Consider the following 26,786-nt stretch of genomic DNA (forward strand, 5'->3'; position numbering starts at 1 on the left):
ACTCGCGACCTTCGTTCCCCAACAACGACTCGCACGGCGGTTTCGACAGTAAAGACGGTCGAAACCTTGCCACCTGTGATCTCCCCCCTTGTGGGGGAGATGCCCGGCAGGGCAGAGGGGGGTGACGTATGCCCCCGACAGTGACTTCAAAACTCGGCGCAACCCTCACCTCGACCGGAGTGGATTTCGCCATCTGGTCCTCATCCGCCGAGAAGATCGAGCTTTGCCTTTTCGACGCAAAGAGCGGTGATGAAACCGACCGCCATGTCATGCTTCGCAGCACCGACGATGTCCATCGCATCTCGATCGACGGTGCCAGTGCCGGGCAGCATTATGGCTACCGCGCCTACGGCCCGTATGATCCCGACAACGGACTTTGGTTCGACCCGACAAAGCTGCTCGTCGACCCTTATGCCAAAGAACTCGATCGTCCGTTCCAGACCGACCACGATCTTGCGACCCACGAGACAGACACCGCCAATCTCGTGCCAAGAGCAATCGTCAGGCAAGATGTCGAAGCCGAGATATCGGCTCCGCTCCTGCCTTCCGGTGGCTTCGTTTACGAGATCGCGGTAAAACCGTTCACGATCATGCATCCGGAGATACCGGAAGAGATCCGCGGAACAGTCGCGGCCCTCGCCCATCCCGCGATTATCGCGCACCTGAAACAGATCGGTGTCGATGCGATCGAGCTTATGCCGATCACCGCATGGATCGACGAGCGCCATCTTCCACCTCTCGGCCTCACCAATGGCTGGGGTTACAATCCGGTCGCCTTCATGGCACTCGATCCACGGCTCTGCCCCGGCGGCATGACCGAATTGCGCGAGACCGTCACCAAACTGCACGCAGCTGGCATCGGCACCATCCTCGATCTCGTCTTCAACCACACCGGCGAAAGCGATCGCTACGGCGCGACGCTATCCATGCGCGGTCTCGACAATTTGGCGTATTACCGCCATCTGCCCAATGACCCGGGCGAGCTGGTCAACGACACCGGCACCGGCAACACGGTCGCCGCGGATCATCCGGTTGTCCGACAGCTGATCATCGACACCTTGCGTCATTTCGTTCGGCATGCCGGTGTCGATGGTTTTCGCTTCGACCTCGCGCCGGTTATGGGTCGCACCGCAGAGGGTTTCGATCCGAATGGCGAGACGCTGACGGCGCTGTTGTCCGATGATCTGCTGAAGGATCGTATAGTGATCGCCGAACCCTGGGATATAGGCCCCGGCGGCTACCAGCTCGGCAATTTCCCCGTCCCCTTTATCGAATGGAACGACCGCGCCCGCGACGACATGCGCCGCTATTGGCGTGGCGACCAGGGGATGACAGGAGCGCTCGCCACCCGCCTTGCCGGATCATCGGACATTTTTGAAAAATCTGGCCGCACACGCAGTGTCAATTTCCTCTCCGCCCATGACGGGTTCACCCTGTTCGACCTTGTCTCCCATGAGCACAAGCATAACGATGCCAATGGTGAAGATAACCGCGACGGCCACAACGAAAACTACTCCTGGAACAACGGAGCGGAAGGCCTGACCGCTGATCCTGCAGTACAGGAACGCCGTCGTCGTGATGTCCGCGCACTTCTGTCCACGCTGTTTGCCAGCCGCGGCACCATCATGCTCACCATGGGCGACGAAACCGGTCGTTCGCAACGCGGCAACAATAATGCCTATTGCCAGGATAACGAGATTACGTGGATGGACTGGCAGGAGCCGGATACGGAACTGGTGCGGCATACGACATGGCTTGCCGGTATCCGCAGGCGATTCTCGGTGTTTTCCGGAACGGATTTCTTCGCTGGAAACGGCGATATCGAATGGTTGGCCCCCTCTGGCCTTCCCATGCAGGTATCCGATTGGGAAAATGCAGAGAACCGGCTGATGGGCATGATCGTTGCGACAGACGATCGCTCATCGGGCCGTTCGACTCGTCTTGCAATCCTCTTCAACCGGGGCCATGAAGATGTTGAGTTTATTCTGCCCGGTAGCGGCTGGCAGGATCTGCTTTCGAATAAGCCTTGGACGAACCTCCTTCCTTCCCGCTCCGTCAGCTTCTGCCTGAAAGGGTAATGTTGCGGCCCACGGGCAATAGCTTAAAACGACGACAAAGCGGTGTGTTGCATGCGTGAGATTTCGCTGGCCGACGTGCCAGGACTTGTGGGCCAGGAACTCGGCGTTTCAGACTGGATCACCGTCGATCAGACGATGATCAACCAGTTCGCCGATGCGACGCTCGATCATCAGTTTATTCATGTGGACCCCGAGCGGGCGGCGGCCGAAAGTCCGTTTGGCGGCACGATCGCGCACGGCTTTCTCACGCTGTCCCTTCTTTCCGCGATGAACTTCGGCACCGTGCCAAAGATCCGCGAGCAGACCATGGGCATAAATTACGGCTTCGATCGTGTCCGCTTCATGTCACCGGTCAAATGCGGCGCACGTGTGCGTGGCCACTTCACCCTGTCCGACTGCCGTTTCCGCGGCGGCGGCATGCTGATGACCACTTATGAAGTTTCGGTCGAGATCGAAAACGAGAAGAAACCGGCATTGACAACAACCTGGATCACCATCGTCCAGTTCGACCCTAAGGATCGGCCGGAAGGCGTCTAATCAAAGGTAATGACGTGGCGGATGACCTTGCCTTCATGCAACAGGTCGAAAGCCTCATTGATTTCCTCCAGCGGCCCGGTTGATGACAGCAACCTGTCCACTGGCAGCTTTCCACGCCGGTAGAGGCCGATGAAGCGCGGAATATCACGGCTGGGCACACAACCGCCGAGGTAACTGCCGAGGACACGTCTTTCCTCCGCAACAAGACTGACGGCGGGAATGGCGAACTGGCTGACCGGGTTGGCAAGCCCTGCGGTCGCCGTCGTCCCTCCCCGGCGCGTGATGCGATATGCGAGATCAAAGGCCCGGGTCGAGCCGGCCATTTCAAGCGCATGATCGACGCCGCCGCCGGTTGCCTCGCGAATCTTCTCGATTACATCCACATCACCCGCCAGAAAGACATCCGTAGCACCGAGTTTAAGGGCGACCTCCAGTTTTTCCGGAGCAAGATCAACGGCAATCACCCGCTCCGCGCCACTCGCAAGCGCGCCGAGCACGGCGGCGAGTCCGACGCCGCCGAGACCGACCACGGCAACGCTCTGACCCGGCTGTACTTTGCAGGTATTGACGACGGCCCCTACCCCCGTCAGCACTGCGCAGCCGAACAAAGCCGCTTTCGCCAGCGGCAGATCACGATCGACCCTTATCGCCGAATGGCGGGAAACCACCGCATGCGTGGCGAAGCCTGACACACCGAGATGATGATTAACCGGAACCTCATCGCAAATCAGCCGCCGCTCTCCCGACAGCAGCACGCCCCTGCCATTCGCCTCAGCCCCCGGCACGCAAAGCGCCGGCCGGCCTTCGGCGCAGGCAAGGCAATGGCCGCAGCTTGGTACGAAACTCATCACCACATGATCGCCCGGCACCAGATCATGTACGCCGGGACCGACGGCTTCGACAACTCCGGAGGCCTCATGGCCGAGCGCCATCGGCATGGGCCGCGGGCGGTCACCATTGATGACGGAAAGGTCGGAATGGCAAAGCCCTGCCGCACCGATGCGCACAAGCACCTCTTCACGCCCCGGCGGATCGAGATCCAGTTCTTCGATGGAGAGCGGCCTGTTGGCTGCGAAAGGCGGCAGGACAGGCGATTGCCGCAGGACGGCTGCACGTATCTTCACGAACCCCTCCCAGAGTTTTACCGGAGAAGACTAGCGGCTGGATTGCAGCCGCGACAAGAGAGACAAGCCTGTCAGCCCAGATCCAGCATCAGCAGGCCAAGCAGCGGCGGAACGGCAGCCCCGATGACGATCGGCGCGGTTCGTGAAGCGCTAAGCCCTACCGTGGAACCGGCGATACCCGCCGCAATCAACGCCGCCATCGGCATGGTCAGATTGCGGTCAACGCCTGGTGCGAAAGAAGCCAACAGTGCTGCAACCGCCGCGACACCACCGACAAGCACGCCTTTCCAGATCTCAATACCGGCCAGTTTCGCGGCCAAGGCTCCACCAGCGATCGCAGCAGCAAGGCCAAGCACGATCCATTGAATCTCCGGCATAGAAAAACCCTCCCGTTTTGATCCGGGAGGGTGCGATATCGATCGGCCAAGATCAAGTTAGGCTATGGTCGAAGACCGGATATTCAGAGCGCGGCGTCTCTCGCGCCTTCAGCCAGAAGAGCAAAGGCGTAATCGGAGAACGACCGCCAGACTTCTACCCGGAACGCATTCTCGGCGGTCCTGAGCAGCACGATTTCCACTTTGCCGAACAGCGTGCGCGAGCAGGCGCCGATCGGGAAAGCATCGAGCGAGAGATCCAGCGCGCAACCGGCGTTGAGCGTAGCGGCAGCCCCCGGACCAGACACAAGGATAGCCGTGTTTCGATGGGAGATATCGGTCGCGGAATGCACCGCGCCCGAACTTGCGGCAGCCTGTGTGAGGCTGCTTCCGATGCTACCGCCGCCGTCTGCAAACACCAGCCACTCATCCGGCCCGACCCATAGCGCGGTGCGCCCATTAGCAGAGGAGGACATCTTCGGCTTCACCGGCAGGTCGAGGCCAAGTGCTGCAGACAGTGCAGCCACGTCCTCGGCGCGCACACGCAAATTGATCCGCTCGGCAGGTTGCGCCGGCTCAAGCCGCACCTTGGCAGAACCACCGTGAACACCGGAAAGTGGAAGGCTACGGGTTGCGATATCGGGACCAAGCTCAGCCATTGATGCGGCCTCCTTCCTTGTCGAAGAACACCATGTCGGTCACTTCGACGGCTATCGTCTTGTCGGCCATCGGCACATAAAGCGTCTCGCCCATTCTCGACCGCCCACCGGCAACCAGCGCGATCGCAATCGAACGGCCTAGATTTTCCGACCAGTAGGACGAGGTGACGTGACCGAGCATGGTCATCGGTTTCGGCTGGTTCGGATCAGCAACGATCTGTCCACCCTCCTCCAGCACTTCCTTCGGGTCCTTTGTCAGAATCCCGACCAGTTGCTTGCGGCCTTCGCGCACGAGGTCGGGACGCTTCAGGCCGCGGATACCCACAAAGTCCGTTTTCTTCTTGGAGACCGCCCAGCCATAACCGGCATCATCCGGCGTCACCGTTCCATCCGTATCCTGTCCGACGATGAGATAGCCCTTCTCGGCGCGCAAAATATGCATAGTCTCGGTGCCGTAGAGGCAAGCACCCATGCTTTGCGCCCGTTCCCATATGGCTTTCCACACCGCTGCGCCGTAATCTGCAGGCACGTTGACTTCGTAACCCACCTCGCCGGTGAACGATACGCGGAACAGCCGCGCCGGGACGCCCATGACGGTACACTCGGCAACGCTCATATGCGGGAAGGCCTCATTTGAGAGATCCTGCCCATCGACGAAAGGCTCGATGATCTCACGCGCCTGGGGCCCCTGCACCGCGATCACCGCCCATTGTTCGGTCGTCGAAGTCAGCCACACCTTCAGATGCGGGAATTCTGTCTGCAGATAGTCTTCCATGTGGTTGAGCACCCGCGGCGCACCGCCGGTCGTGGTCGTCACATGAAAACGGTCTTCCGCCAGACGCCCGACGACGCCGTCGTCATAGATGAAGCCGTCCTCGCGGGTCATGATGCCGTAACGGCATTTTCCCGGCTTCAGCGTGTCCCAGGCATTTGTATAAAGCAGATTGAGAAACGCTGCCGCATCCGGCCCGACCACCTCGATCTTGCCGAGCGTCGAGGCATCGAACACACCTGCCACGTCACGCACCGTCTTGCACTCACGGCTGACGGATGTGTGCATATCCTCGCCGCGCTTGGGGAAATACCAGGCACGTTTCCAGTTGCCGACATCCTCGAATTCGGCGCCTTCCGCCTCTTCGAGCGCATGCATCGGCGTCTTTCGCGCCGGATCGAACAACTCGCCACGCGAATGGTTGATCAGCGTGCCATAGGTCACCGGCGTGTAGGGTGCACGAAACGTGGTGAGCCCCACCTGCGGGATTGGCCGTCCCAGCATTTCGGACGCGATTGCCAAACCATGCATGTTGGACAGCTTGCCCTGGTCGGAGGCCATGCCATTGGTGGTGAAGCGCTTGATATGCTCGATCGAATGCATGCCTTCGCGCACGGCAAGACGAATGTCCTTCGCCGTCACGTCATGCTGGAAGTCGACGAATGCCTTCACGGCATGGTCCGGGCCGGCTCCTTCAGCCGCACCGATCATGCCGCCTGTCCAGTCGAACCGGTTCTCGCCGGAAAGCGCGATCCTGCCACCACCTGCCGTGATTGCTTCATCGATCAGTTCGGCGAGATTATCCGTACCGTTGCAGGCACCTGCCGACACCGAATTCTGCGCATAAACATCCGGCACGAAACGCTGATTAGCCTCGTCGAACTTCAGCTTCCCGCGCGACTGCGAGAACAGATGCACGGACGGCGTCCAGCCGGCAGACACGATCAGCGCATCCACCTTGATCTTGCGGCGATCGAAATTGCCGTTGCGGGCAACGGTCATCGAATTGATCCGCAGCCGCCCCGACGTATCGACGACAGCATGGCCCGACAGGACATCGATACCGAGCTTGCGGGCTTCCGCCAGCACCGCCTCGCCCGGCTTGTCGCGGCTATCTACGATCGTAGCGATGGAAACACCGGCACGCTTCAGGTCGAAGGCCGCTTCATAGGCGGAGTCGTGAGCGGTGTAGACGCCGACATTATGGCCGACCGTTACGCCGTGATGGTTGAGAAAATTGCGCGCCGCAGATGCCAGCATGATGCCCGGCCGGTCATTGTTGGCGAATACCATATGCCGCTCGATCGAGCCGGTCGCGAGAATGACCTTGCTTGTCCGCACCTGCCACAGACGTTCGCGCGGCGCATCCTTGGAAGGCTTGGCGACATGATCGGTGACGCGTTCGACAAGACCGAGGAAGCCGTGATTGTAATAACCGAACACGGTCGTGCGGGTCAGCACCGTGACATTCGGCATGGCCTTCAGCTTGACCGCCGTCGCCTGCGCCCAGTCATAACCGTTCTGGCCGTCGATCGTCGTCGAAGCGTCGTAATGCAGCGCCCCGCCGACTTCCGGCTGCTCATCGACGAGAATGATCTTTTTACCCGTCGCAGCAGCAGACAGTGCGGCCGTGAGCCCGGCTACGCCGGCACCGGCAATCAGCACGTCACAATGCACGTAACGGCTGGCATAATGATCCGGATCGTCTTCCGTCGGTGAAACACCCAGGCCTGCCGAACGACGGATGATCGGTTCGTAGATCTTAGCCCAAGCCTCTTTCGGCCACATGAAGGTCTTGTAGTAGAAGCCTGCTGCAAAGAACGGCGCAAGCAAATCATTAACGGCACCGATATCGTATTTCAGCGATGGCCAGCGGTTCTGCGAAGCAATCTTTGCACCGTCGAACACTTCCTGCACCGTGGCACGCACATTCGGTTGGCGGCGCGCTGCATCCCGCGACACGTCGAGCAGCGCATTAGGCTCTTCCGGGCCAGCAGTCAGGATGCCGCGAGGGCGGTGATATTTGAACGAGCGACCGAGCAGATGCACGCCATGCGCCAGAAGCGCCGAGGCAACCGTATCGCCTTCGAGCGCAGTGTAGCTATTGCCATCAAAGGTGAAGCGGGCCGTGCGGGCAGGCGTCAGGCGGCCCGCACCCTTGATGCGGAATGCGCCGGAATTGGAAGAAGCGCTCATCTTGCGTCTCCTTCAGTCTGTTCCCAAGTTTCCACGGACTTTTCCTCGGCGATTGCGGCGAATTTCTCAGCCACCGGCACCGGCTGCTTGGGCAGGCCAGCCTTGTATGTCATCAGGAACCTGTCGCTCACCGTATCGCGCGCCGCGTTGAAGAAACGGCCGCAGCCATGAATATGCCGCCACCGTTCATAGGTGAGGCCTTTTTCGTTGTTGCGCAGGAAAAAGAACTCGGCGAATTCCTCATCGGAAATCGCAGCAATGTTCTCCGGCCGCACGACATGCGCCTCGCCGGCCCAGCGAAACTCCAGTTCCGAGCGATCTTCCTCGCAATAGGGGCAGTGGATCAAAAGCATCGTCTATCCCCTATCAATCAATGAGCCACGGCGGCAGCTGCCGCTTCGTCGATCAGGCGACCGGTGCGGAACCGGTCGAGCGTCAGGCCAGCGGCCAGCTTGTGCGGCTCGCCCCTGGCAATCAGATGAGCGAAGAGATTGGCCGAACCCGGGGTTGCCTTGAAGCCGCCGGTACCCCAGCCGCAATTGACAAACAGGCCCGGGACCGGCGTCACACCCTGGATCGGCGAACGGTCCGGCGTGTTGTCGGTGATCCCGCCCCACTGACGCATCATTTTCACCCGGCGAAACATCGGGAAGAGCTCGCAGATGGCGTCCAGCGTATGCGTGATGATCTGCAGCCCACCGGTCTGGCTGTAGGAATTGTACTGGTCGGTACCGGCACCGATGACCAGTTCACCCTTGTCGGACTGCGAGATATACGCATGCACCGTGTTGGACATGACCACGCACGGAAAGATCGGCTTCATCGGTTCAGACACCAAAGCCTGTAGCGGATTGGAAGCAAGCGGCACGCGCACGCCAGCCATCTCCATCACCACGGACGAATGGCCGGCGGCCGACACGCCGATTTTCTTGGCTCCGATAAAGCCCTTGGATGTCTCGACGCCCTGAACCTCACCGCCTGGTCCGCGACGGATACCCGTGACTTCGCAATTCTGGATGATGTGAACACCGCGATCCGCTGCAGCGCGCGCAAATCCCCAGGCCACCGCATCATGCCGGGCCGTGCCGCCGCGGCGCTGCAGCGCCGCACCATTGATCGGATAACGCGCGGTCTTGGAAATATCGAGAACCGGCACGAAGGCCTTTGCCTGTTCCGGCGTCAGCCATTCATTATCGATGCCGTAGAGGCGATTGGCATTGATATGCCGCTTGAACGACTGCTGGTCATGAATATTGTGCGACAGCATCATCACGCCGCGCGGCGAATACATGACGTTGTAGTTGAGATCCTGGCTCAGGCCTTCCCATAGTTTGAGGGAATGCTCGTAAATATCCATGCTCTCTTCATAGAGATAGTTGGAGCGGATGATGGTCGTGTTGCGGCCGGTATTGCCGCCACCGAGCCAGCCCTTTTCAATCACCGCGATATTGGTGATGCCATGTTCCTTGGCAAGATAATAAGCCGCTCCCAGACCATGGCCGCCAGCGCCGACGATGACCACATCATAGCTCGAACGCGGTTCTGGAGACGTCCACTGCGCCTCCCAACCCTTGTGGGCGCGCAGTGCCTCGCGGGCTATGGCGAAAACCGAATATTTGCGCATCGCGCCCCTCTTCCTTGCTCGGTTCCGTCGGTCATCCGACCTCCAGAGACTTGGGTAGAATGATACCCATCGCAAATCAATATGCGCCGCAATGGCCATATTGCGACGCATCGGAGGATTGTTTCGACACAAAGGAAAATGCCGCGCAAAGATAAAGGCTACCCTGCAACTCCACCCTTCTTCTCGCCATCAGCCCCCTTCTCGGGGCTCGCCCCACCAGTCTTGTTTTTGCCCGGATCATCTTTTTTCGACGGATTGACGATGACCGTGGCAGATGTCCCCGACCGCGCGAGTGCGGCCCGCAACACCTTGGAGCAGAATTGATGCGTAAGCAGGGAGTTGGAGGATGAACCCGGCCGCGATCCGTCATGACCGCTGATGCACGCAACGGTCATGGCAGACATCGCCGCGTTGGGACCGGATGCCGGCACCGCGCCGGCTCCCGCCTTGCCAACAAGACCAAGGAGCAGATTTCCATACTGGCTGAGGATGATGGCATAGGCATCCTTGCCGATAATGCCGTTGGCATAGCTCTGGCATGCGGTATAGAGTCCGTCCCTCAGCGCAAGCACAGCCTCAGCACGCCCCTCTCCCTCGAGAACAAATTCGGAAGTCTCGGATCCGACCTCCACCTGAGAACGTGATGACCCAGCCGGCGGCGTGGTTTTAAGCGTCCTGTTGGATCCGAAAGCTACGGCATAATCTGGACTCGGCTCGCTGCATACCACACTCGGATAGGCTGATCGCCGTCTCTCAGTGACCAGCCTCAAGTTCGCCCCGCTGACCACACCCTTGGTCTCACCGAATTGAACCGGCTTGACCGCCATATTAGGCGAACAACCGGCAAGCCCGACAGACAACCCCACACATATGATTATTCTGAACATGCGTCGCCCCTGGGCTGGCCGAGCCAGCCTCCCCTTCATGATGAAATGACATGCGAATTGCTGCGCGCCCTGACGCAAGCGAAGTCTGCATCAGCAAAAATAGAAACGCAACCTATGGTTATTTATTTTTACCAACACATCAAAATAGATACATTGAAACGGTGGGCGTGCCTCATGACCGAAAAGGCGCTTTGAAGCATCCGGCAAAGCTTGCAACCATTTTTCACATTAACGGCGTCGGCATATATGGACTTCCGCGGACTCATCTGCTATCTGCCTTCACCAATCGCACGGCCTTCCGCCGGGCATCACTATTTTTTCGCCTTGAAATCAGACATTGACTGAGGCGAACAACAAACCAAAGGAACGGGATTTCACGTGCAGGTACTTGTCCGCGACAACAACGTTGATCAGGCTCTCCGCGCTCTCAAGAAGAAGCTGCAGCGCGAAGGTGTTTTCCGCGAAATGAAAATGCGCGATTACTACGAAAAGCCGTCTGAAAAGCGTGCTCGCGAAAAGGCTGAAGCTGTTCGTCGCGTTCGTAAGTTGGCTCGCAAGCGCATGCAGCGCGAAGGCCTGCTGCCGTCCACGCCGCGTCCGGCTCGTTAATCGGCCGTCTTTTCGACGCTTTTATGTGATTATGGAGCGGGGGCGACTTTAGGCGCCGCCGCTTTTTTCATTGCACCGGGTCGATTGAGACTCAAATCTGCCGATACAAGGACCTGCGCCTGATGGCCGCCAAGACTTCCGTTGCTACCGATGGAATCGAATCTTCCACCCTGCCGCTCATGACCACACTACGCTCTCGCGCCCTGATCACAGGCGTGCTCGTCGGCATGGCGAGCTTGGCGGGATGCGCTACGGGGCCAACGACAACTGACGTTATTCGCGTCGATCGCGCGCAAGGCTCGCAGGAAAACATCGCGTCGCTGTCGTCTGTCATCCAGTCGAACCCGCAGGACCCGGAAGGCTATAACAGCCGCGGCTCCGCCTATGGCCGTGCCGGTGAATTCAAGCGTGCAGTAGATGACTTCAACCGCGCCATCCAGCTCAATCCGCAGTTCTATCAGGCCTATGCCAACCGCGCTCTCGTTTATCGCAACATGGGCAAACCGGTGGATGCGGCAAACGACTATAACCGTGCACTGCAGATCAATCCGAACTATGACGTCGCCTATATCGGCCGTGGCAATATCTACCGCCAGGCCGGCCGCAACGACGAAGCTTTCAACGACTTCAACCGCGCCATTCAGTTGGATACGACAGACGGCCGCGCCTATCATAACCGCGGCCTGATCTATCAGATCCGCGGCCAGCACGACAAAGCGATCGAGGATTTCTCCAAGGCCATCTCGCTGTCGTCGAGTGCACCCGAGCCCTATAACGGTCGCGGCATTTCCTATGTCGCCCTAAACGACGACGACAACGCCTTCGCCGACTTCAATCATGCGATTGAGCTGAACGACAAGATCGCTGAATCCTGGGCCAACCAGGCATTGGTTTACGAGCGCCGCGGTGACCGCGCTCGCGCTTACAAGTCCTATTCGCACGCCGTCCGGCTCGACCCGAACTACAAACCAGCCGTCGATGGCGCAGCGCGCACCCGTAGCGGCGGCGCCTGACAGGCAGTACATCTAATCTTTGAGACCCAAAAAACAATGCCGCCCGAGAATTTCGGGCGGCATTGTTAGTTCTGGGCTGATCGAATGAGCTTCAGCGCCAACCGAGAGCCGGGGCAACATGCTTCAGGATGGCCTCGATCACATGGGCGTTGTATTCGACGCCCAATTGGTTTGGCACGGTCAACAGCAGCGTATCAGCCTCGGCAATTGCCTCGTCCTTGCGCAGCTCCTCGATCAAGACATCCGGCTCTGCAGCATAGGACTTACCGAAGATCGCCCGCGTCTTCTCGTCGATGAAGCCGATGGAATCCTCTTCCTTGCCACCGCGACCGAAATAGGCCCGGTCGCGATCATCAACCAGAGCAAAGATACTGCGGCTGACCGAAACACGGGGCTCACGATCATGACCGGCCTCCTTCCATGCTTCACGATAGGCGCGGATTTGCTTGGCCTGCTGAATGTGGAAGGCCTCGCCGGTTTCGTCATCTTTCAAGGTCGAGCTCTGCAGGTTCATCCCCTTCTGTGCGGCCCATATGGCGGTCGCATTCGAACCGGCACCCCACCAGATACGCTCACGCAGACCTTCCGAATGCGGCTCAAGCCGGAGCATGCCCGGAGGATTGGGGAACATCGGACGCGGATTGGGCTTGGCAAAGCCTTGCCCTCTCAAGACGTCAAGGAAGACTTCGGCATGGCGGCGCCCCATATCCGCGTCCGTCTTTCCCTCTTCCGGTTCATAACCGAAATATCGCCATCCATCGATGACCTGCTCAGGCGAACCGCGGCTGATACCCAGCTGCAAACGCCCCTTCGAAATGAGATCGGCAGCGCCGGCATCTTCCGCCATGTAAAGCGGGTTCTCGTAGCGCATGTCGATAACGCCTGTACCGATCTCGATTTTGCTGGTCCTGGCACCAACGGCCGCAAGCAGCGGAAAAGGCGAAGCGAGCTGACGGGCAAAATGGTGAACGCGGAAATAGGCGCCGTCGGCACCCAGCTCTTCAGCAGCAACGGCAAGATCGATCGACTGCAGAAGCGTATCGCCAGCCGAGCGGGTCTGCGACTGGGGTGACGGCGTCCAATGGCCGAAAGAGAGAAATCCGATCTTCTTCATGAGGCACTCCGGCATAAGCGTGTGAATGTTATTGACGCTTACATGGCATGCCGGAGTAACTTCTGTTAGTCCGCGAGTGCCGGATTGGCCGAAACGGATTGTTCATTGATATTGAACGACGAGACGAACCCGTCGCCAACGCCTCTTCTAGTATCCGGACGACCTGCATGCCGTTTGGATCAGCGGCACCAACAAGCCTCTATCGCAGCAGAAAAACGCCGATAATGTTGAGGATGACGAACAGGACCAGACCGCCGATCAGCCCTAGGCCACCAAAGAAGCCACCAGCCATGGCAATCAGCAAGGCGGCAATGGTCATCGCCCCCCACTTGGCAGCCGCCAAGAATGACTCGTAAGTCTGCTCATGCGCCATGTGATCCATCGGCGCGCCAATCTCTACCGGTCCATTGTGATGATCGTCCATGAGCCTCTCCCTGGTGTCCGCATATCAGGCTGCCGATGATCTGACAGCCCAACTCTCCCTGCGGCCCGCTTAAGTATCGGGCTATATCAGGAATACACGAACAACCGTCGAGTGCAATGGCTTGCGCGATTGGTTTGCGGAGGGGCTACCCAACCGAAATCAGCGAAGAAATGCCATTTCCGGCGAAGTCGGCCTGCTGGCAAAACGCGCTGTTGGCAGCACCGTTAGCGGCGGCGACAGAACCATCGGCCGCTCGGCAAACATCAGGCGCCGTTCATAGGCCTCCGATTGGAAAAGAGGGAAGCGACGCATCAATTGCGGACGCACCTCGCGGACCCTGGATGCCAAAAGCGTCAGCTCGAACCCGTACATGGGAGCAATCGTCGGCGGCACGATCGTGTCTGCAAGGAAGACCCGCCTGTAGAAGGCAGCATGCGGCGGCCTGATGTGCTGCAGAACCCGGTCGGCATCGAAGTGAATGGCCGCCATGATCGACGGGCGAAGCGTGATGTAGGGAATCGCCGGCAATTCACCGACAATATCCGGATCGACGGCAAAACGGGCGGGATCGATGAATGACAGACCTGCATCAAGCAGATTGTTCACCGCATCGGGAAATACGCCGACTGACTGGCAGGTCCGGTGCTCCGACGTGACGTGATGTACCCGTACCGTCGAGATCAGCTCTTCGTAGTAATAGATACCGAAAACATAGGCATGCGGGACGAAATCGATTTCATCCAGGAGGTGGCTCGCCCCGACAGGCAGCACGTTCTGGGCTTTGTAGGCCTTGTAGCGCAACCGCGCCACATCCTCGAAATCCTCGTGTCCTTCAATGCGTCGATACTCGATATGGTCGAGTGCCGAGAGCAGTTTTTCGGAAAATGCTTTGTCTGAAAAACTCTGAACCACTGACATTTGGCTACCTATCGCTATTAACGATTGATTAACCCTGAAACGGGTCGTGATCGCAATGACGAAGATCATGATTAACAGTCTTTTAAAACTTATGGTTAACAACAGGTTAACCGTAGCATTTCAGAACGGCCTACATTAGGCCGTCCATTTACAATAAGATGAGAGGATTGATCAGCCCGCGGTACCGAAAGCGCGCGGTTCTGCGCCCTTGTCGCGACGGTTCTGTCGACCGGCAAGCTTGCGGGCAGAAGCGGTCTTCTGGCTAAGTTCCGCAATTGCATTTGCAGGGATCGGCGGGGAGAAAATGTAACCCTGAATGAGATCTGCAAACCGGTGCTTCTTGACCAGTTCAAGCTGCTCGAACGTTTCCACGCCTTCGACAACGATCCTGAGATCGAGTTCGCGCGACAGATGCACGATACCGCTGAGGAGCTTCAGGCGACGTGGCTCGGTGCCGATATCTCGCACGAAGGCACGATCGATCTTGACGATGTCGATGGGCAGGGAATCGAGATAGCTGAGGCTTGAGAAGCCCGTGCCGAAATCATCGATAGCGATCGTCACACCGCTTGCACGCAACCTGCCGAGTGTCGTGCTGACAACCACGGGTTCGTCCATGAAGCAGCTTTCGGTGACTTCCAGGTGCAGGCGCGTCGGATCGAGCTTTGTACGTGCCAGTATGTCCGCCACCAGCGGCACGATCTGGCCGCCACGGAGATCGTGGATAGACAGGTTGACCGAAACCGAGATCCCGTTCTGCCAGGAAACACAATCCGCACAGGCACGGTCGAGCACGAACCTGGTGATCTCGGAAATCAGCCCCATGCTCTCGGCCATCGGAATGAAGATATTGGGACCGATGAAGCCGCGCTCCGGATGCGACCAGCGAACCAATGCCTCGCAGCATTCCATCTCGGAGCCGTCCGGGCGATACATTGGCTGGTAAACGACGGTCAGGTCTCCCTGCTCTATCGCCAGACGTAAATCGGCCTTCAGTCGCTGTTCCGCCACATAACGGGCGTCCATTTCCGGCCGGAACATCGTCAACGTTCCGTTGCCAACCGACTTTGCGTCGTTGAGAGCCAGATCCGCCTTGATCTGCCAGGCCTCCATGTCGAAGTCCTGACCTTCGAGAATCACCCCGCCGGCATTTATGAATACCGGCAGGTCGAGCCTGTCGACCCGATAGCTTCCCTGAATTTCGGTCTGGATGCCGTTGATGCGAACTTCCAGAGCAGCGCGATCCCTTCCTGTGGCAAAAATTACGAATTCGTCGCCAACCAGACGGCCGACGATGATCTCCTCGCCGGCTTCATGCACAAGCCGTTCGGATATCGCGGCAAGAAGTCGATCGCCGACAATATGGCCTTGCATGTCGTTGACATGCTTGAAGCCGTCGACGTCAAAGATGACAAAGGCGGCAAAGAGGTCGGTATTGGCCTCTCTGAGATGCCGCGCTGCAAGCTCGGCGAAATAGCCGCGCGTCGGCAATCCCGTCAGCGTATCGTAGCGCACTAGATGCAGGATCTTTTCTTCGGCTGCCACGCGCGCGCTGACATCTTCAAACAACATGACGACGCCACCGTCTGTGCGGTGGCTGAGCGAGAATTCGAGATAGACGGTTTCCTTTAAACACAGGAGCGTCTTGCCCGCCTGCCCCGCAGACAGCTGTCCTATCTTTTTCAGGATATCATCCGAAAGCGACTGGCCGCTTCGTCTCAAGACGGTGATGAATGCTGCCCCCTTCAGCTCGTCCGCATCCGGCAGATCAAGAAGCTCGCAGGCACGACGATTGATTACCTGCACACGCCCATCTGCATCGAGCATGATCAAGGCGTGGGTCATTGTAGTGAGTGCTATATCGAGCTGGTCGGCGATCCGCGTCATTTCCCGCGAGGCGAGCACATTTTCGTAGAGGAATTCCCGCACGCCCTTCGCCATGGATTGCGTCGTCAACCCGAACGGGATCAGGAAAAGCGAGATCAGGGCGAGATAGATGTCTCCCGTCAACAGGCACGCAAGCACCAGAGGCAGGCAGCAGCCGATTGTCTGGAGCGCGACCGCACGGGCAGAACCGTAATTTCGACCAACGATGGAGACCATTGAGGCCATCGTGACGGCGATGCACATGAATGCCGCCAGCATATCCTTGAGCACAAGAACCGCATAGGCACTACCAATGCCGAGCACGAATGCGGTGGCAGCAGCGCCATGAACATAGCGCGATTCCCACGCTTCGATTTCGCTCTTGGAAAGCTGGCTGTGGTCGATCAGGCTGAACCGGCGGAACCAGTAGATGCGATAGCCGAATACGGTGATGAACACCGCGATCATGAGGAGATAGAATCGGGAACCCGTCGTGGCAAAAATGATCGCGCAGGACAGGATATGGACAACCATTCCAGTCCATAATGTTCCACGGTTCTTGAATAGCGATTCGACGAACGGCAGATACAGCTCTGTCGGTAGCGTCTTCGCTTCCAAATCCTTCATCGGGTCTCCACCGGGTTTCATTCCCTTGGCTTTCGCGCGACACTGAAGAAAATCTTTTAAGATTTGATTGTTGCTCAGTTTAACCCCTTCGACTTTGGGGGGTGAACATCCAAACGTGTTCAACGAAACGTAAAACAAGAGCACCGTATTCTAGATGCCGAACACGACCTCTCTCAGCGCAAGGATCGACGCTGGAAACATTTCGGAGCTGCCGCCTTGAGGGCCGCTGCCAATTCGCGTCAGTCGTTTCCGCTTTTCTTTCCTTATACCTTCGTTTACATCGCCACCAAAGAACAGGCGGGATAAAAGGACCTGTTGGGAGTGGGAACGAATGAGACTGTTATTACGGTTTAGCGGCCTGATAGACCGCTTGAGCGAAGTGCTGGGAAAATTTTCCGGTTACCTCGTGCTGGCCTGCTGTTTGATCAGCGCAGGCAACGCCTTCATCCGTTATATGTTCAACTACAGCTCAAATGGCTGGCTTGAGATCCAGTGGTATCTCTTTGCCTTCATCGTGTTGATTGGCGCCTCGCATACGTTGCGCCTGAATGAACACGTACGCGTAGACCTTATTTATGGTGCCGTTTCAGATCGCACGCGGCTGTGGATCGACACGCTCGGCCTGATCATCTTCCTCATTCCGGCCTGCCTCTATCTCGCATGGCTTGCATGGCCGTTTTTCTCTCTTTCCTTCCAGCAAGGAGAGATGTCCTCCAATGCCGGCGGCCTTCTGCGCTGGCCAGTCAAGCTTGTGATTGTCGCAGGTTTTCTGTTGCTCGCGCTGCAGGGTTTCTCCGAGTTGATCAAGCGGATCGCGGGGCTAACAGGCACCCTTGAGGTCGACACGACCTACGAAAAACCGCTTCAATAAGGCATCGGGGGATTAAGCCATGTTCGCATTCGGCATAATGCCGCCAGCCATGTTCCTGGGCATGATCATCTTCATGCTTTACGGTTTTCCGGTCGCCTTCTCCCTGTCGGCAGTCGGCCTGTTTTTCGGCCTTCTCGGCATCGCCACCGGCCATTTCGACTTCGCCTTCCTGCAAGCGCTACCGCTGCGCATTTTCGGCATCGTCTCCAACGACCTGTTGCTTGCCATCCCGTTCTTCACCTTCATGGGTGCAATCCTCGAACGCTGCGGCCTTGCGGAGGATCTGTTGGAAGGCACGGGCAAGCTGTTCGGCGCCATACCGGGCGGCCTTGCCTATGCGGTCATCATCGTCGGCGCCATTCTCGGCGCAATCACCGGCACGGTCGCGGCATCGGTTATCACCATGGGCGTGATCTCGCTGCCGATCATGCTGAAATACGGCTATAATCCGCGGCTCGCAACCGGCGTCATCGCGGCATCAGGCACGATCACGCAGGTCATCCCGCCATCTCTCGTTCTCATCGTGCTTGCAGACCAGCTCGGCCGTTCGGTCGGCGACATGTATCTCGGCGCGATCGGGCCCTCGATCCTGCAGGTCCTGATCTTCCTCGGCTTCATCTTCGTCCTGTCGATCGTCCGCCCGAAGGATGTCCCGCCTCTGCCACCGGAAGCGCGTGGCGAGCTGAATGCAGCTCTCGTCATCCGCGTCCTCTGGGGCATGGTTCCGTCGATCGTGCTGATCTTCCTCGTGCTCGGGACGCTGTTCCTAGGTCTTGCGACCCCGACGGAAGCCGGTGCTCTCGGCGTCGTCGGCGCTATGGTACTTGCCGCCCTGCATCGTCGCCTGACCTGGGATCTGATCAAGCAGGCCATGCATTCCACCATGACAATCACCTCCATGGTGGTCTTCATTCTGGTCGGCGCCACCTGCTTCAGCCTGGTCTTCCAGGGCATGGATGGTGGCCTGTGGATCGAGCATCTGCTGTCTCACATTCCCGGCGGCGCGCTCGGCTTCCTGATCTTCGTCAACATCTTCATCTTCTTTCTGGCGTTCTTCCTCGATTTCTTCGAAATCGCCTTCATCGTCCTGCCGCTTCTGGCGCCTGTCGCCCAGTCGCTCGGCATCGACCTGATCTGGTTCGGCGTCCTGCTCTGCGTCAACATGCAGACGAGCTTCATGCACCCGCCCTTCGGCTTTGCACTCTTCTACCTGCGCTCGATTGCGCCGAAGACGGTCAAGACCAAGGATATCTATCTCGGCGCCATCCCGTGGCTCGGCATGCAGTTGATCCTCGTCGCCATCATCATCTTCTGGCCGGAATCCGTCACCTACTGGCTGGACAAGGCACCGGATGTGGATTTGAACACGATCAAGATCGAGGTTCCGGGCTTTGGCAATGACAGCGGCGGGAGTGGCATGCCGAATTTCGGCCTGCCGCCCATGGACGGCGCGCCGGCCCAGCCTGCGGCTCCTAATCTGTCCGAACCACCGAAATTCAACTGACGTAAAAGGCCCGGCATCAAACCGGGCCTTTTTTATCTGGAACGAAGAAACCCCGAAGCCTGGCTCCGGGGTTGAATTACTATCAAGACCAAAGGCCGATGATCAGAGCTTGCCGTTACGCTGCTGGATCATCATGAACGTGTCGAACGTGTATTCGGACAACTGCATCCACAAATACCCCTCCTTCTTGAAGGCGACCTGATCCTCATAGACCTTCTTGAAGTCCGCGTTCGTTGCCGAGATCTCCTTGTAGACTTCAAGCGCAGCGTTGTAGCACGCTTCCAGGATATCCTGGCTGAAGGGCCGAAGCGTCGTCCCCTGCGAGACGATCTGTTTGATCGCGGTCGGGTTTTTCTGGTCGTATTTCGCCATCATGTTGGTATTGGCAAAGGCGCAGGCATCGGTCAGCGCCGCCTGATATTGCTTCGGCAGACTGTTCCATTTGTCGCGATTCATGAAGGCATGGATCGTCGGCCCACCTTCCCAGAAGGCCGGGTAATAATAGTATTTCGCGACCTTGAAGAAGCCGAGCTTGTGGTCGTCGTAAGGACCGACCCACTCGGCAGCATCGATCGTGCCCTTCTCAAGCGCCGGGTAGATATCGCCGCCAGCAATCTGCTGCGGCACGGCCCCGAGCTTCTCGAGTACCTTGCCGGCAATGCCGGCAATACGCATCTTCACGCCCTTGAAATCGTCGACAGTGTTGATCTCCTTGCGGAACCAGCCACCCATCTGCGCCCCGGTATTGCCGGCCGGCAGACCGTAAATGTTGTGCTTGGCATAGAACTCGTTCATCAGCGTGTTGCCGTTACCCTGGTAGAACCAGGAATTGGTCAATCGCGCATTCATGCCGAACGGAATTGCCGTCCCGATCGCAAATGTTGGGTCCTTGCCGACGAAATAGTACGAGCAGGTGTGGCACATCTCGACCGTTCCGGACGTGACGGCATCAGCCGCCTGCAAGCCGGGTACGATTTCGCCGGCCGCGAAAGGCTGGATGGTAAAATTGCCATCCGTAGCCGCCGCGACATGCTTGGAAATGTCGTCCGCGCCGCCATAGATCGTATCGAGCGATTTCGGAAACGACGACGTGAGACGCCATGTAATCTTGGGATTGGCCTGAGCGATTGCAGGTGCAGCCAGAGATCCGGCGGCAAGCGCGCCCGCTCCGGTGACTGCAGCTTTCTTGAAGAACTGACGACGATCCATGAATATCCTCCCGATCATGATCGACTTCCGGCGCATCCTCCAATCCGCCGGACATCATCGATGAGGTAAACATGTTGCCTAAAGGCTTGCAAGCGAGGGGAAACGCAAACGAGGGGTTGAAGCGCCAATAACGAATTAGACTTTCGTCTGTAATGTTCGAAACTCTAATTATAAATTGTTTTCAGCAGGATATGCCCATTATTTCGGCAGCCACAGTTTTATTCAGGAAGCTCCGTACTGGATACACTTACCCGTGGAGAAACTTCTCACTGTCTGCGGCATGCTTGCTCCGCTGCACACGAATGAAATCACGTGGAATGACATAGGCACCGGCCAGCCACCAGAGAATGACAAGGCCAGCGACATAGGGCGAAAGAGCGGCAAACATGAGAGGTCTCCTTTTGATTGGACCACCTGTAGCCTCCTCCCGAAGAGCAGACCGCTTCATGACATAGCTCAAGAAATGAGAAGATAATTTGGGCGGGGACGCCATAGGTCCTTGCATCTATTTCTCGTCACACAGCGACTGGTTTTGCCACCTCAAATCCTCTAGCAATTGGCAGCGTTCTCTGTTTCTCTGGCTTCGTCTCATCAATTCGGAACCACCATGGCCTCTCATCTGCCGAAATCCATCGTCGCCGTCCCTGCCGATATTCGTGACATCGGAGGTGCCATCTGGCACGCCGCCCCGAACCAGTATGTGTCGGCTGCGCTGAAAGTGGCCGATGTCATGTCCTTCATCGTGCCGGCTTTCGAAACAGGCAATGATGCCGATGCCATTCTCGACCGGGTTGACGGCGTTCTGATTTCCGGCGCGCTCAGCAACGTTCACCCGTCGCTTTATGGCAGGCAAGCCACCGAAGCGGACGGCCCGTTCGATCCAGGCCGCGACGCGACCTCCCTGCCGCTCATCCGTCGTGCGATCGACCGCGGCATTCCGCTTCTCGCAATCTGCCGCGGCATTCAGGAACTGAACGTTGCACTCGGCGGAACGCTGGCAAGCGAAATCCAGGACCAGCCCGGCATCTGGGATCACCGTTCGCCGGAGGTATCGGATCGCGACGAAAAATTCGCCATTCGCCAGCCAGTGATAGTCGCCGAAGGCGGATGCATCGCCCGTTACCTCGGCACTGCTGGCGAAGTGCAGGTCAATTCGCTGCACCGCCAGGCCATTTCCGAGACGGCGCCCAGACTGCAGGTCGAGGCCCGCGCCGAAGACGGCACGGTCGAAGCCGTTTCGGTTATAGATGCCAAGAGTTTCGCCGTTGGCGTGCAATGGCACCCGGAATATTGGGCCGAAACGGATGCACCATCCCGCGCCCTCTTCGAAGCTTTCGGCGATGCCGTTCGCGCCTATGTAGCCTTCAAGGCAACACCCGCTGGCGCGGCCGCATAATTCGCCTTACGCTTTGGCGAGATCGCGAAGCGGCTTGTAGGGCGATGTCGACTGGCGGATGCGCATTTCCGGCTTGATAAGGTGTAGGCCATCCGGCTCGTGGCTTCCGGCCAGACGGTCAAGCAGCGCACGTGCCGCAAGCCGACCGACATCCGCCTGCTGGTTGGAAACGGTCGTCAGAGACGGCGTCGAAATCGACGCCTGCTCCAGATCGTCGTAGCCGGTGACGGAAATGTCCTGCCCAGGAATGAGCCCTGCACGGGCAATACCGTTCATCAGGCCAATTGCCACGAGATCGTTCCAACAGACGGCCGCCGTCGGCTTCTGCGGCAACGACAGGAAGTTCACGGCTGCTTCGAAGCCGCCCTGCATGGTGCGAGGACCGGGAATGCGAAGGCCGGGATCAACATCGATATTGGCCTTGCGCAGCGCGTCGACATAACCCTGATACCGGTCGCGGCCGGTGGAGGTCTGATCCGTACCGCCGATCATCGCAATGACCCGATGGCCAAGCCCGATCAGGTGGTTTGTTGCAAGCGAGATGCCGTAGCTGTCGTCGCCACGATAGGTCGGCAGGTCGACGCCATCCATCGTACGGGCAACCAGAATGGCCGGCATGCCGTTCTGCTCCGCAAGCCTGATATCCTCGACCGGCGTACCGATCGCCGGCGACATGATAACGCCGTCACCACCCAGCTGCAGCAGCGTCTCGATGAAGGTGCGCTGCTTCTCGACCGAGTCGTAATGATTGGAGAGAATGAATGTATGGCTGCTGCGATCGAGCTCGGTCTCGATCGCCTTGAGGATTTCACCATAAAACGGGTTCATCACGTCATGCACGACGACGCCGATAATGCCCGAACGCGAGGTTCTGAGGCTGGCTGCCCGGCGATTGTAGATATAGCCGAGAGCGCGTGCCTGCTCCTTGATCTTGTCGCGCGTTTCGGCTGCGACGAGCGGGCTGTCACGGAGCGCCAGCGAAATTGTTGCAGTCGAAAGTCCCAGGCTGTCTGCGATCGTAGAAAGCTTCACCTTCTGCGCCATAACCCCTCCGGATTGCTTTTCTTGAAAGCCGGTTTCTGGCGCCGGCCTTGCAAACTAAAATTTTTAAATAAACAATTTAATTTGCAAGCACAATAGGCGGGGAATGGGCCGAAGGCCCGTCAGTCTTCGTCGGCTTCCGGCTGCAGGTTGTGTTCCACAGCCCTCAGCAGCTTCAAAAGCGTGCGCACTTCCTTGTCGGAAAAACCCCGCACGGCCATCGCGCCGCAATCTGCAACGGATTGGCCAATCGACTCGACGCTCTTCAGGCCATTTTCCGTGAGATGAACCTTGGTGAGCCGTCCGTCGTGGCCATCAGCCCTGCGCTCGACGAAACCTTGCGCCTCCATGCGCCCGATCGTGCGGGTCATGGTCGGCGCTTTCACGCCGAGCCGCGCGGCCAGCTGACCGGGTGTCTGCCCGTCATCTTCCGAAAGCGCGAGGATAACCCCGTCCTGGCCGGCATAAAGGCCGCTATCGGAAATGCTGCGGCTGAGCGCAGTACGAACCGAGCGGGCGGCCTGAGTGATCGCCGGTGCGAGATCAGCCGCCGAAAGAGCTGCAAGCTCCTTCTTCTTCCCGGATTTCGCTTTCTTCTCGCCCTTTTTCTTGCTCATCGGCCCTGCCCGCTTTGCTTGGTGAAGGTCGTCATTATAGTAGTGTGTGCTATCCATAACGAAACCCGGAAACCACCGCCAGATGTCGCATCCCAAACCGCGCTTTTGTGACAATGATCAGACACTTGCGTCCACAGAAAGACGCGATTGGATCGCGGTACTGCCGCTTGGCGCTCACGAACAGCACGGTCCGCACCTGCCTTTCGACACCGATACGCTGATCGCGGAAGGTCTCGTGCAACGACTCATCCCGAAAATCCCGGCGACACTCCCTGTCACTTTTCTGCCCGCCGAGCCTGTCGGATATTCGGTCGAACACATGGACGTGGCGGGAACCCGGTCTCTTGCATTCGACGAAGCAGTCAACCGGTGGCTCGGCATTGCCGAAGACATGAACCGCCAGGGGATCAAGAAATTCGTCATGCTGAATGCCCATGGCGGCAACTCACCGCTGATGACGATCGTCGCGACCGAGGCCCGCATCCGGTTCAACATGCTGGCCGTCGCCACCAGCTGGACACGCTTCGGACAGCCCTCGGGCTGGATCAGTCCCGAAGACAAGGCAATCGACATCCACGGCGGCGACATCGAGACTTCCGTCATGCTGTCACTATGGCCGGACAAGGTGGATATGGCAAAGGCCGAGGCCTTCACCTCCCGCCAGTCCGACCTCGCTCGCGATTTCACTCACCTGCGCGCCTATGGCCCGCATGCCTTCGGCTGGAAGATGTCGGATCTCAATCCCATCGGCGTCGCCGGCAATGCGTCGGTCGCGACGGCAGAGCGTGGCGAACAGCTTGTGGCGCATGCGGTGAAGGGAATTATCGAGCTGCTGGAGGATGTGGCGGAGTTTGATGTCGAAAATTTAAGATAGCGCTGCGCACAGACGCATCGTCCTGACGTGATTTTATAACATCGAAACCCTTTGAACTCGTTCCGCCTTGCCCTTATATGGAGCGGACGATTTCTGGCGCCCCATGCCAATGCCATTCGGCGCAAGCCTTTAACCTTCGAGGTTTCCCTATGACCGACCAGACCACCGAAGCTCAAGCAGCAAAGCCCATTCCCGTCACCGTGCTGACCGGATATCTCGGCGCCGGCAAGACGACGCTTCTCAACCGTATCCTCTCCGAAAGCCACGGCAAGAAATACGCCGTCATCGTCAACGAATTCGGCGAGATCGGCATCGACAACGATCTGATCGTCGAGTCGGACGAAGAAATCTACGAGATGAACAATGGCTGCGTCTGCTGCACGGTGCGCGGCGACCTGATCCGCGTCGTGGAAGGCCTGATGCGCCGCCCGGGCCGTTTCGACGGCATCATCGTCGAGACGACCGGCCTTGCCGACCCGGTCCCGGTCGCCCAGACCTTCTTCATGGATGACGACGTCCGCGCCAAGACCGAACTCGATGCCGTGGTCGCGCTCGTCGATGCCAAGCACCTGCCGCTGCGCCTCAAGGACAGCCGTGAGGCCGAAGACCAGATCGCCTTTGCCGACGTCGTTCTCATCAACAAGACCGATCTCGTCACGCCGGAAGAACTGGCGATCGTCGAGGATGTCGTGCGCGCCATCAATCCGACGGCTCGCATCTACAAGACCAGCCGCTCCGGTGTTGATCTGTCTCGCGTGCTTGATCAGGGCGCATTCAATCTGGAGCGTGCGCTCGAAAACGACCCGCACTTCCTCGATCATGACCATGAAGATCACGTCTGCGGTCCGGACTGCGATCACGACCACCATCACCACGGCCACGATCACCACCATCACGATCATGACCACACCTGCGGCCCTGATTGCGGACACGATCATCACCATGATCACGGCCACCACCATGGGCACCACCATGGCCATCATGATTCCATGTCGCCGATCCACGACATCACGGTGAAGTCTATCTCGCTGCGTGGCGGTGAAATGAACCCGGATCGTTTCTTCCCCTGGGTTCAGAAAATCACCCAGACGGAAGGCCCGAACATCCTGCGCTTGAAGGGCATCATCGCCTTCGCCGGTGATGAGGAGCGTTATGTGGTCCAGGGCGTGCACATGATCGTCGAAGGCGATCACCAGCGTCCGTGGAAGGATGGCGAAAAGCGCGAAAGCCGCCTCGTCTTCATCGGTCGCAATCTGGATTTCGCCAAGATCGAGCAGAGCTTCCTCGCCTGCCAGGCGACCGCCAAGACACCGGCCTGACATCGGCTGCAGATTTCAATATAGACAAACGGGCGTCGGAAGCGGCGCCCGAAAACCATATGGATAATAAAACAATGTCCCGAATGATGGCCGCCTGATGCCGACAGTTGCACCGCTCGATATTGAAGGCCACGTCGTTTCCACGCATTTTCTGGGCGACATTCCCTTTTTCGCCACCGCTGCAGGCACCATTCATCGCCTCGATGGCGGTGAAAAGGTCACGCAAGCGCATCAGGGGCTTCTGACCTGCATTCGCGATCCCTTCAGCGCCACCCTGCTTTCGGGCGGCGAAGACGGCAAGGTTGTGCGCATCGGCCATGACGGCGAAACGACCGTACTTGCAGAAGTGCCGCGCAAATGGATCAGCGTCATCGCTGGCGGTCCGCAGAATGCCGTTGCCTATGCCGTCGGCAAGACGAGCGTCGTGAGACAGGGCGATGGTTCGGTCAAGGAATTCACTGAGGAGCGAAGTGTCGAGGGCATCGCCTTCGCCAACAAGGGCCTCCGGATCGCCGCCGCCCGCTATAACGGCGTCTCGCTGCACTGGGTCGGCACCAACGCACCGGCAGCCGATCTGGACTGGAAAGGTGCCCATACCGGCGTCACCTTCTCCCCTGACGGCCGTTTCCTCGTCACCACGATGCAGGAAAACGCGCTGCATGGCTGGAAGCTCGACGGCAAGGCCGGCGAAAACCGCCACATGCGCATGACCGGTTATCCCGCCAAGGTGAAATCACTGTCCTGGTCGGTAAAGGGCAAGTGGCTTGCCTCTTCGGGCGCTCCTGCCGCCATCGTCTGGCCCTTCTCGTCGAAGGACGGCCCGATGGGCAAGGCGCCGCTGGAACTCGGCACCCGCGCCAATATCATGGTCACCCAGGTCGCCTTCCACCCTGCGGAAGAAGTTCTCGCCATCGGCTTCATCGACGGCATGATCCTCGGTGTCAGGATCGCCGACGAGAAGGAAGCGCTGCTACGACGTCCGGGCAAGGGCGCGATCACCGGCCTGAGCTGGAGCGCCAGTGGCAAGCTTCTCTCCTTCGCGTCTGAAGCTGGCGATTGCGGCGTGATCGACATCAGCGCATAGCTCCTCGCGGGGCCAGAATAACAGCAAAGAATGGGTGGGGGCTCCATAC

Annotated in this window: 26 protein-coding genes; 11 read left to right on the forward strand and 15 right to left on the reverse strand. The window is 58.5% G+C overall.

Annotated elements, in window-relative coordinates; genetic code table 11:
* Positions 1-128: 128 nt before the first annotated feature.
* Both glgX and HNQ72_RS06415 read left to right on the forward strand, forming a co-directional pair.
* A complete protein-coding gene (gene glgX / locus HNQ72_RS06410) occupies positions 129-2,078 on the forward strand; it encodes a glycogen debranching protein GlgX (protein ID WP_183990598.1) in 1,950 nt (649 codons plus the stop codon).
* Between the two features lie 51 nt (positions 2,079-2,129).
* Complete coding sequence (locus HNQ72_RS06415) at positions 2,130-2,615, forward strand: MaoC family dehydratase (RefSeq protein ID WP_183990600.1); 486 nt, start codon at positions 2,130-2,132, stop codon at positions 2,613-2,615.
* Here HNQ72_RS06415 and HNQ72_RS06420 read toward each other — a convergent pair.
* The 7 genes from HNQ72_RS06420 to HNQ72_RS06450 form a co-directional block, all read right to left on the reverse strand.
* Positions 2,612-3,739, reverse strand: coding sequence for a zinc-dependent alcohol dehydrogenase family protein (locus HNQ72_RS06420; protein WP_183990602.1), 1,128 nt, complete (start codon positions 3,737-3,739; stop codon positions 2,612-2,614). The genes HNQ72_RS06415 and HNQ72_RS06420 overlap by 4 nt on opposite strands.
* 71 nt (positions 3,740-3,810) lie before the next feature.
* Complete coding sequence (locus HNQ72_RS06425) at positions 3,811-4,116, reverse strand: hypothetical protein (protein ID WP_183990604.1); 306 nt, start codon at positions 4,114-4,116, stop codon at positions 3,811-3,813.
* Between the two features lie 83 nt (positions 4,117-4,199).
* Positions 4,200-4,772, reverse strand: coding sequence for a sarcosine oxidase subunit gamma (locus HNQ72_RS06430; RefSeq protein WP_183990606.1), 573 nt, complete (start codon positions 4,770-4,772; stop codon positions 4,200-4,202).
* A complete protein-coding gene (locus HNQ72_RS06435) occupies positions 4,765-7,740 on the reverse strand; it encodes a sarcosine oxidase subunit alpha (protein WP_183990608.1) in 2,976 nt (991 codons plus the stop codon). Before HNQ72_RS06435 ends, HNQ72_RS06430 begins: the two co-directional genes overlap by 8 nt.
* Complete coding sequence (locus HNQ72_RS06440; RefSeq protein ID WP_183990610.1) at positions 7,737-8,093, reverse strand: sarcosine oxidase subunit delta; 357 nt, start codon at positions 8,091-8,093, stop codon at positions 7,737-7,739. Before HNQ72_RS06440 ends, HNQ72_RS06435 begins: the two co-directional genes overlap by 4 nt.
* Before the next feature lie 17 nt (positions 8,094-8,110).
* The gene (locus HNQ72_RS06445; RefSeq protein WP_183990612.1) at positions 8,111-9,364 is read right to left on the reverse strand and encodes a sarcosine oxidase subunit beta family protein; all 1,254 of its coding nucleotides are present in this window, start codon (positions 9,362-9,364) and stop codon (positions 8,111-8,113) included.
* Between the two features lie 158 nt (positions 9,365-9,522).
* Complete coding sequence (locus tag HNQ72_RS06450) at positions 9,523-9,996, reverse strand: hypothetical protein (RefSeq protein WP_183990614.1); 474 nt, start codon at positions 9,994-9,996, stop codon at positions 9,523-9,525.
* Positions 9,997-10,301: 305 nt separating this feature from the next.
* Between HNQ72_RS06450 and HNQ72_RS06455 the strand changes: the two genes are divergently transcribed.
* From HNQ72_RS06455 to HNQ72_RS06465, 3 genes are all read left to right on the forward strand, one after another.
* Positions 10,302-10,592, forward strand: a complete 291-nt coding sequence (locus HNQ72_RS06455) for a hypothetical protein (protein ID WP_183990615.1) — start codon at positions 10,302-10,304, stop codon at positions 10,590-10,592.
* Between the two features lie 37 nt (positions 10,593-10,629).
* Complete coding sequence (gene rpsU, locus HNQ72_RS06460; protein WP_112457677.1) at positions 10,630-10,860, forward strand: 30S ribosomal protein S21; 231 nt, start codon at positions 10,630-10,632, stop codon at positions 10,858-10,860.
* Positions 10,861-11,039: 179 nt separating this feature from the next.
* Positions 11,040-11,873 carry a tetratricopeptide repeat protein gene (locus tag HNQ72_RS06465; protein ID WP_244654354.1) on the forward strand — a complete coding sequence of 278 codons (834 nt, stop codon included), beginning with the start codon at positions 11,040-11,042 and terminating at the stop codon, positions 11,871-11,873.
* Positions 11,874-11,964: 91 nt separating this feature from the next.
* On the opposite strand, the gene HNQ72_RS06470 is transcribed toward HNQ72_RS06465, so the two are convergent.
* The 4 genes from HNQ72_RS06470 to HNQ72_RS06485 all read right to left on the reverse strand — a co-directional run bounded on the left by HNQ72_RS06470 (position 11,965) and on the right by HNQ72_RS06485 (position 16,822).
* On the reverse strand, positions 11,965-12,987 hold the full coding sequence (locus tag HNQ72_RS06470) for an LLM class flavin-dependent oxidoreductase (RefSeq protein WP_183990619.1): 1,023 nt from the start codon (positions 12,985-12,987) through the stop codon (positions 11,965-11,967).
* 199 nt (positions 12,988-13,186) lie between these two features.
* The gene (locus HNQ72_RS06475) at positions 13,187-13,411 is read right to left on the reverse strand and encodes an aa3-type cytochrome c oxidase subunit IV (RefSeq protein ID WP_148143385.1); all 225 of its coding nucleotides are present in this window, start codon (positions 13,409-13,411) and stop codon (positions 13,187-13,189) included.
* Positions 13,412-13,570: 159 nt separating this feature from the next.
* Positions 13,571-14,329 (reverse strand): N-acyl amino acid synthase FeeM domain-containing protein, encoded by a 759-nt coding sequence (locus tag HNQ72_RS06480; RefSeq protein ID WP_183990621.1) that lies wholly within the window; start codon positions 14,327-14,329, stop codon positions 13,571-13,573.
* Between the two features lie 171 nt (positions 14,330-14,500).
* Positions 14,501-16,822, reverse strand: a complete 2,322-nt coding sequence (locus HNQ72_RS06485; protein ID WP_183990623.1) for a putative bifunctional diguanylate cyclase/phosphodiesterase — start codon at positions 16,820-16,822, stop codon at positions 14,501-14,503.
* Positions 16,823-17,153: 331 nt separating this feature from the next.
* On the opposite strand from HNQ72_RS06485, the gene HNQ72_RS06490 reads away from it, so the two are divergent.
* Positions 17,154-17,693 (forward strand): TRAP transporter small permease subunit, encoded by a 540-nt coding sequence (locus HNQ72_RS06490; RefSeq protein ID WP_183990625.1) that lies wholly within the window; start codon positions 17,154-17,156, stop codon positions 17,691-17,693.
* A 19-nt stretch (positions 17,694-17,712) separates the two neighbouring features.
* The gene (locus HNQ72_RS06495; RefSeq protein WP_183990627.1) at positions 17,713-19,197 is read left to right on the forward strand and encodes a TRAP transporter large permease; all 1,485 of its coding nucleotides are present in this window, start codon (positions 17,713-17,715) and stop codon (positions 19,195-19,197) included.
* 102 nt (positions 19,198-19,299) lie between these two features.
* On the opposite strand, the gene HNQ72_RS06500 is transcribed toward HNQ72_RS06495, so the two are convergent.
* A complete protein-coding gene (locus tag HNQ72_RS06500) occupies positions 19,300-20,406 on the reverse strand; it encodes a TRAP transporter substrate-binding protein (protein WP_183990629.1) in 1,107 nt (368 codons plus the stop codon).
* 247 nt (positions 20,407-20,653) lie between these two features.
* Complete coding sequence (locus HNQ72_RS06505; RefSeq protein WP_183990631.1) at positions 20,654-20,794, reverse strand: hypothetical protein; 141 nt, start codon at positions 20,792-20,794, stop codon at positions 20,654-20,656.
* Positions 20,795-21,025: 231 nt separating this feature from the next.
* On the opposite strand from HNQ72_RS06505, the gene HNQ72_RS06510 reads away from it, so the two are divergent.
* Entirely contained in the window at positions 21,026-21,802 is a 777-nt protein-coding gene (locus HNQ72_RS06510) for a gamma-glutamyl-gamma-aminobutyrate hydrolase family protein (protein WP_183991377.1), read from the forward strand.
* A gap of 6 nt (positions 21,803-21,808) precedes the next feature.
* On the opposite strand, the gene HNQ72_RS06515 is transcribed toward HNQ72_RS06510, so the two are convergent.
* Positions 21,809-22,846, reverse strand: a complete 1,038-nt coding sequence (locus HNQ72_RS06515; protein ID WP_183990633.1) for a LacI family DNA-binding transcriptional regulator — start codon at positions 22,844-22,846, stop codon at positions 21,809-21,811.
* 119 nt (positions 22,847-22,965) lie between these two features.
* Positions 22,966-23,460 carry a MarR family winged helix-turn-helix transcriptional regulator gene (locus tag HNQ72_RS06520; protein WP_183990635.1) on the reverse strand — a complete coding sequence of 165 codons (495 nt, stop codon included), beginning with the start codon at positions 23,458-23,460 and terminating at the stop codon, positions 22,966-22,968.
* Between the two features lie 82 nt (positions 23,461-23,542).
* On the opposite strand from HNQ72_RS06520, the gene HNQ72_RS06525 reads away from it, so the two are divergent.
* The 3 genes from HNQ72_RS06525 (at position 23,543) to HNQ72_RS06535 (ending at position 26,737) form a co-directional block, all read left to right on the forward strand.
* On the forward strand, positions 23,543-24,334 hold the full coding sequence (locus HNQ72_RS06525) for a creatininase family protein (protein ID WP_183990637.1): 792 nt from the start codon (positions 23,543-23,545) through the stop codon (positions 24,332-24,334).
* Positions 24,335-24,483: 149 nt separating this feature from the next.
* Positions 24,484-25,653, forward strand: a complete 1,170-nt coding sequence (locus HNQ72_RS06530) for a CobW family GTP-binding protein (RefSeq protein WP_183990639.1) — start codon at positions 24,484-24,486, stop codon at positions 25,651-25,653.
* A gap of 97 nt (positions 25,654-25,750) precedes the next feature.
* Positions 25,751-26,737, forward strand: a complete 987-nt coding sequence (locus HNQ72_RS06535) for a WD40 repeat domain-containing protein (RefSeq protein WP_183990641.1) — start codon at positions 25,751-25,753, stop codon at positions 26,735-26,737.
* The last annotated feature ends 49 nt before the right edge of the window (positions 26,738-26,786 follow it).

It is taken from the genome of Aliirhizobium wenxiniae, from assembly GCF_014201355.1.
GTDB classification, from domain to species: domain Bacteria; phylum Pseudomonadota; class Alphaproteobacteria; order Rhizobiales; family Rhizobiaceae; genus Neorhizobium; species Neorhizobium wenxiniae.

Bases quoted from the DNA above. Each gene is read 5' to 3' on its own strand.
- HNQ72_RS06525 (WP_183990637.1), top strand. From the start codon at position 23,543: ATGTCGCATCCCAAACCGCGCTTTTGTGACAATGATCAGACACTTGCG.
- HNQ72_RS06445 (WP_183990612.1), bottom strand. From the start codon at position 9,364: ATGCGCAAATATTCGGTTTTCGCCATAGCCCGCGAGGCACTGCGCGCC.
- HNQ72_RS06500 (WP_183990629.1), bottom strand. From the start codon at position 20,406: ATGGATCGTCGTCAGTTCTTCAAGAAAGCTGCAGTCACCGGAGCGGGC.
- HNQ72_RS06530 (WP_183990639.1), top strand. From the start codon at position 24,484: ATGACCGACCAGACCACCGAAGCTCAAGCAGCAAAGCCCATTCCCGTC.
- HNQ72_RS06470 (WP_183990619.1), bottom strand. From the start codon at position 12,987: ATGAAGAAGATCGGATTTCTCTCTTTCGGCCATTGGACGCCGTCACCC.
- glgX (WP_183990598.1), top strand. From the start codon at position 129: ATGCCCCCGACAGTGACTTCAAAACTCGGCGCAACCCTCACCTCGACC.
- HNQ72_RS06505 (WP_183990631.1), bottom strand. From the start codon at position 20,794: ATGTTTGCCGCTCTTTCGCCCTATGTCGCTGGCCTTGTCATTCTCTGG.
- HNQ72_RS06535 (WP_183990641.1), top strand. From the start codon at position 25,751: ATGCCGACAGTTGCACCGCTCGATATTGAAGGCCACGTCGTTTCCACG.
- HNQ72_RS06520 (WP_183990635.1), bottom strand. From the start codon at position 23,460: ATGAGCAAGAAAAAGGGCGAGAAGAAAGCGAAATCCGGGAAGAAGAAG.
- HNQ72_RS06435 (WP_183990608.1), bottom strand. From the start codon at position 7,740: ATGAGCGCTTCTTCCAATTCCGGCGCATTCCGCATCAAGGGTGCGGGC.
- HNQ72_RS06515 (WP_183990633.1), bottom strand. From the start codon at position 22,846: ATGGCGCAGAAGGTGAAGCTTTCTACGATCGCAGACAGCCTGGGACTT.
- HNQ72_RS06490 (WP_183990625.1), top strand. From the start codon at position 17,154: ATGAGACTGTTATTACGGTTTAGCGGCCTGATAGACCGCTTGAGCGAA.
- HNQ72_RS06455 (WP_183990615.1), top strand. From the start codon at position 10,302: ATGCGAATTGCTGCGCGCCCTGACGCAAGCGAAGTCTGCATCAGCAAA.
- HNQ72_RS06495 (WP_183990627.1), top strand. From the start codon at position 17,713: ATGTTCGCATTCGGCATAATGCCGCCAGCCATGTTCCTGGGCATGATC.
- HNQ72_RS06440 (WP_183990610.1), bottom strand. From the start codon at position 8,093: ATGCTTTTGATCCACTGCCCCTATTGCGAGGAAGATCGCTCGGAACTG.
- HNQ72_RS06485 (WP_183990623.1), bottom strand. From the start codon at position 16,822: ATGAAGGATTTGGAAGCGAAGACGCTACCGACAGAGCTGTATCTGCCG.
- HNQ72_RS06430 (WP_183990606.1), bottom strand. From the start codon at position 4,772: ATGGCTGAGCTTGGTCCCGATATCGCAACCCGTAGCCTTCCACTTTCC.
- HNQ72_RS06465 (WP_244654354.1), top strand. From the start codon at position 11,040: ATGACCACACTACGCTCTCGCGCCCTGATCACAGGCGTGCTCGTCGGC.
- HNQ72_RS06480 (WP_183990621.1), bottom strand. From the start codon at position 14,329: ATGTCAGTGGTTCAGAGTTTTTCAGACAAAGCATTTTCCGAAAAACTG.
- HNQ72_RS06475 (WP_148143385.1), bottom strand. From the start codon at position 13,411: ATGGACGATCATCACAATGGACCGGTAGAGATTGGCGCGCCGATGGAT.
- HNQ72_RS06415 (WP_183990600.1), top strand. From the start codon at position 2,130: ATGCGTGAGATTTCGCTGGCCGACGTGCCAGGACTTGTGGGCCAGGAA.
- HNQ72_RS06425 (WP_183990604.1), bottom strand. From the start codon at position 4,116: ATGCCGGAGATTCAATGGATCGTGCTTGGCCTTGCTGCTGCGATCGCT.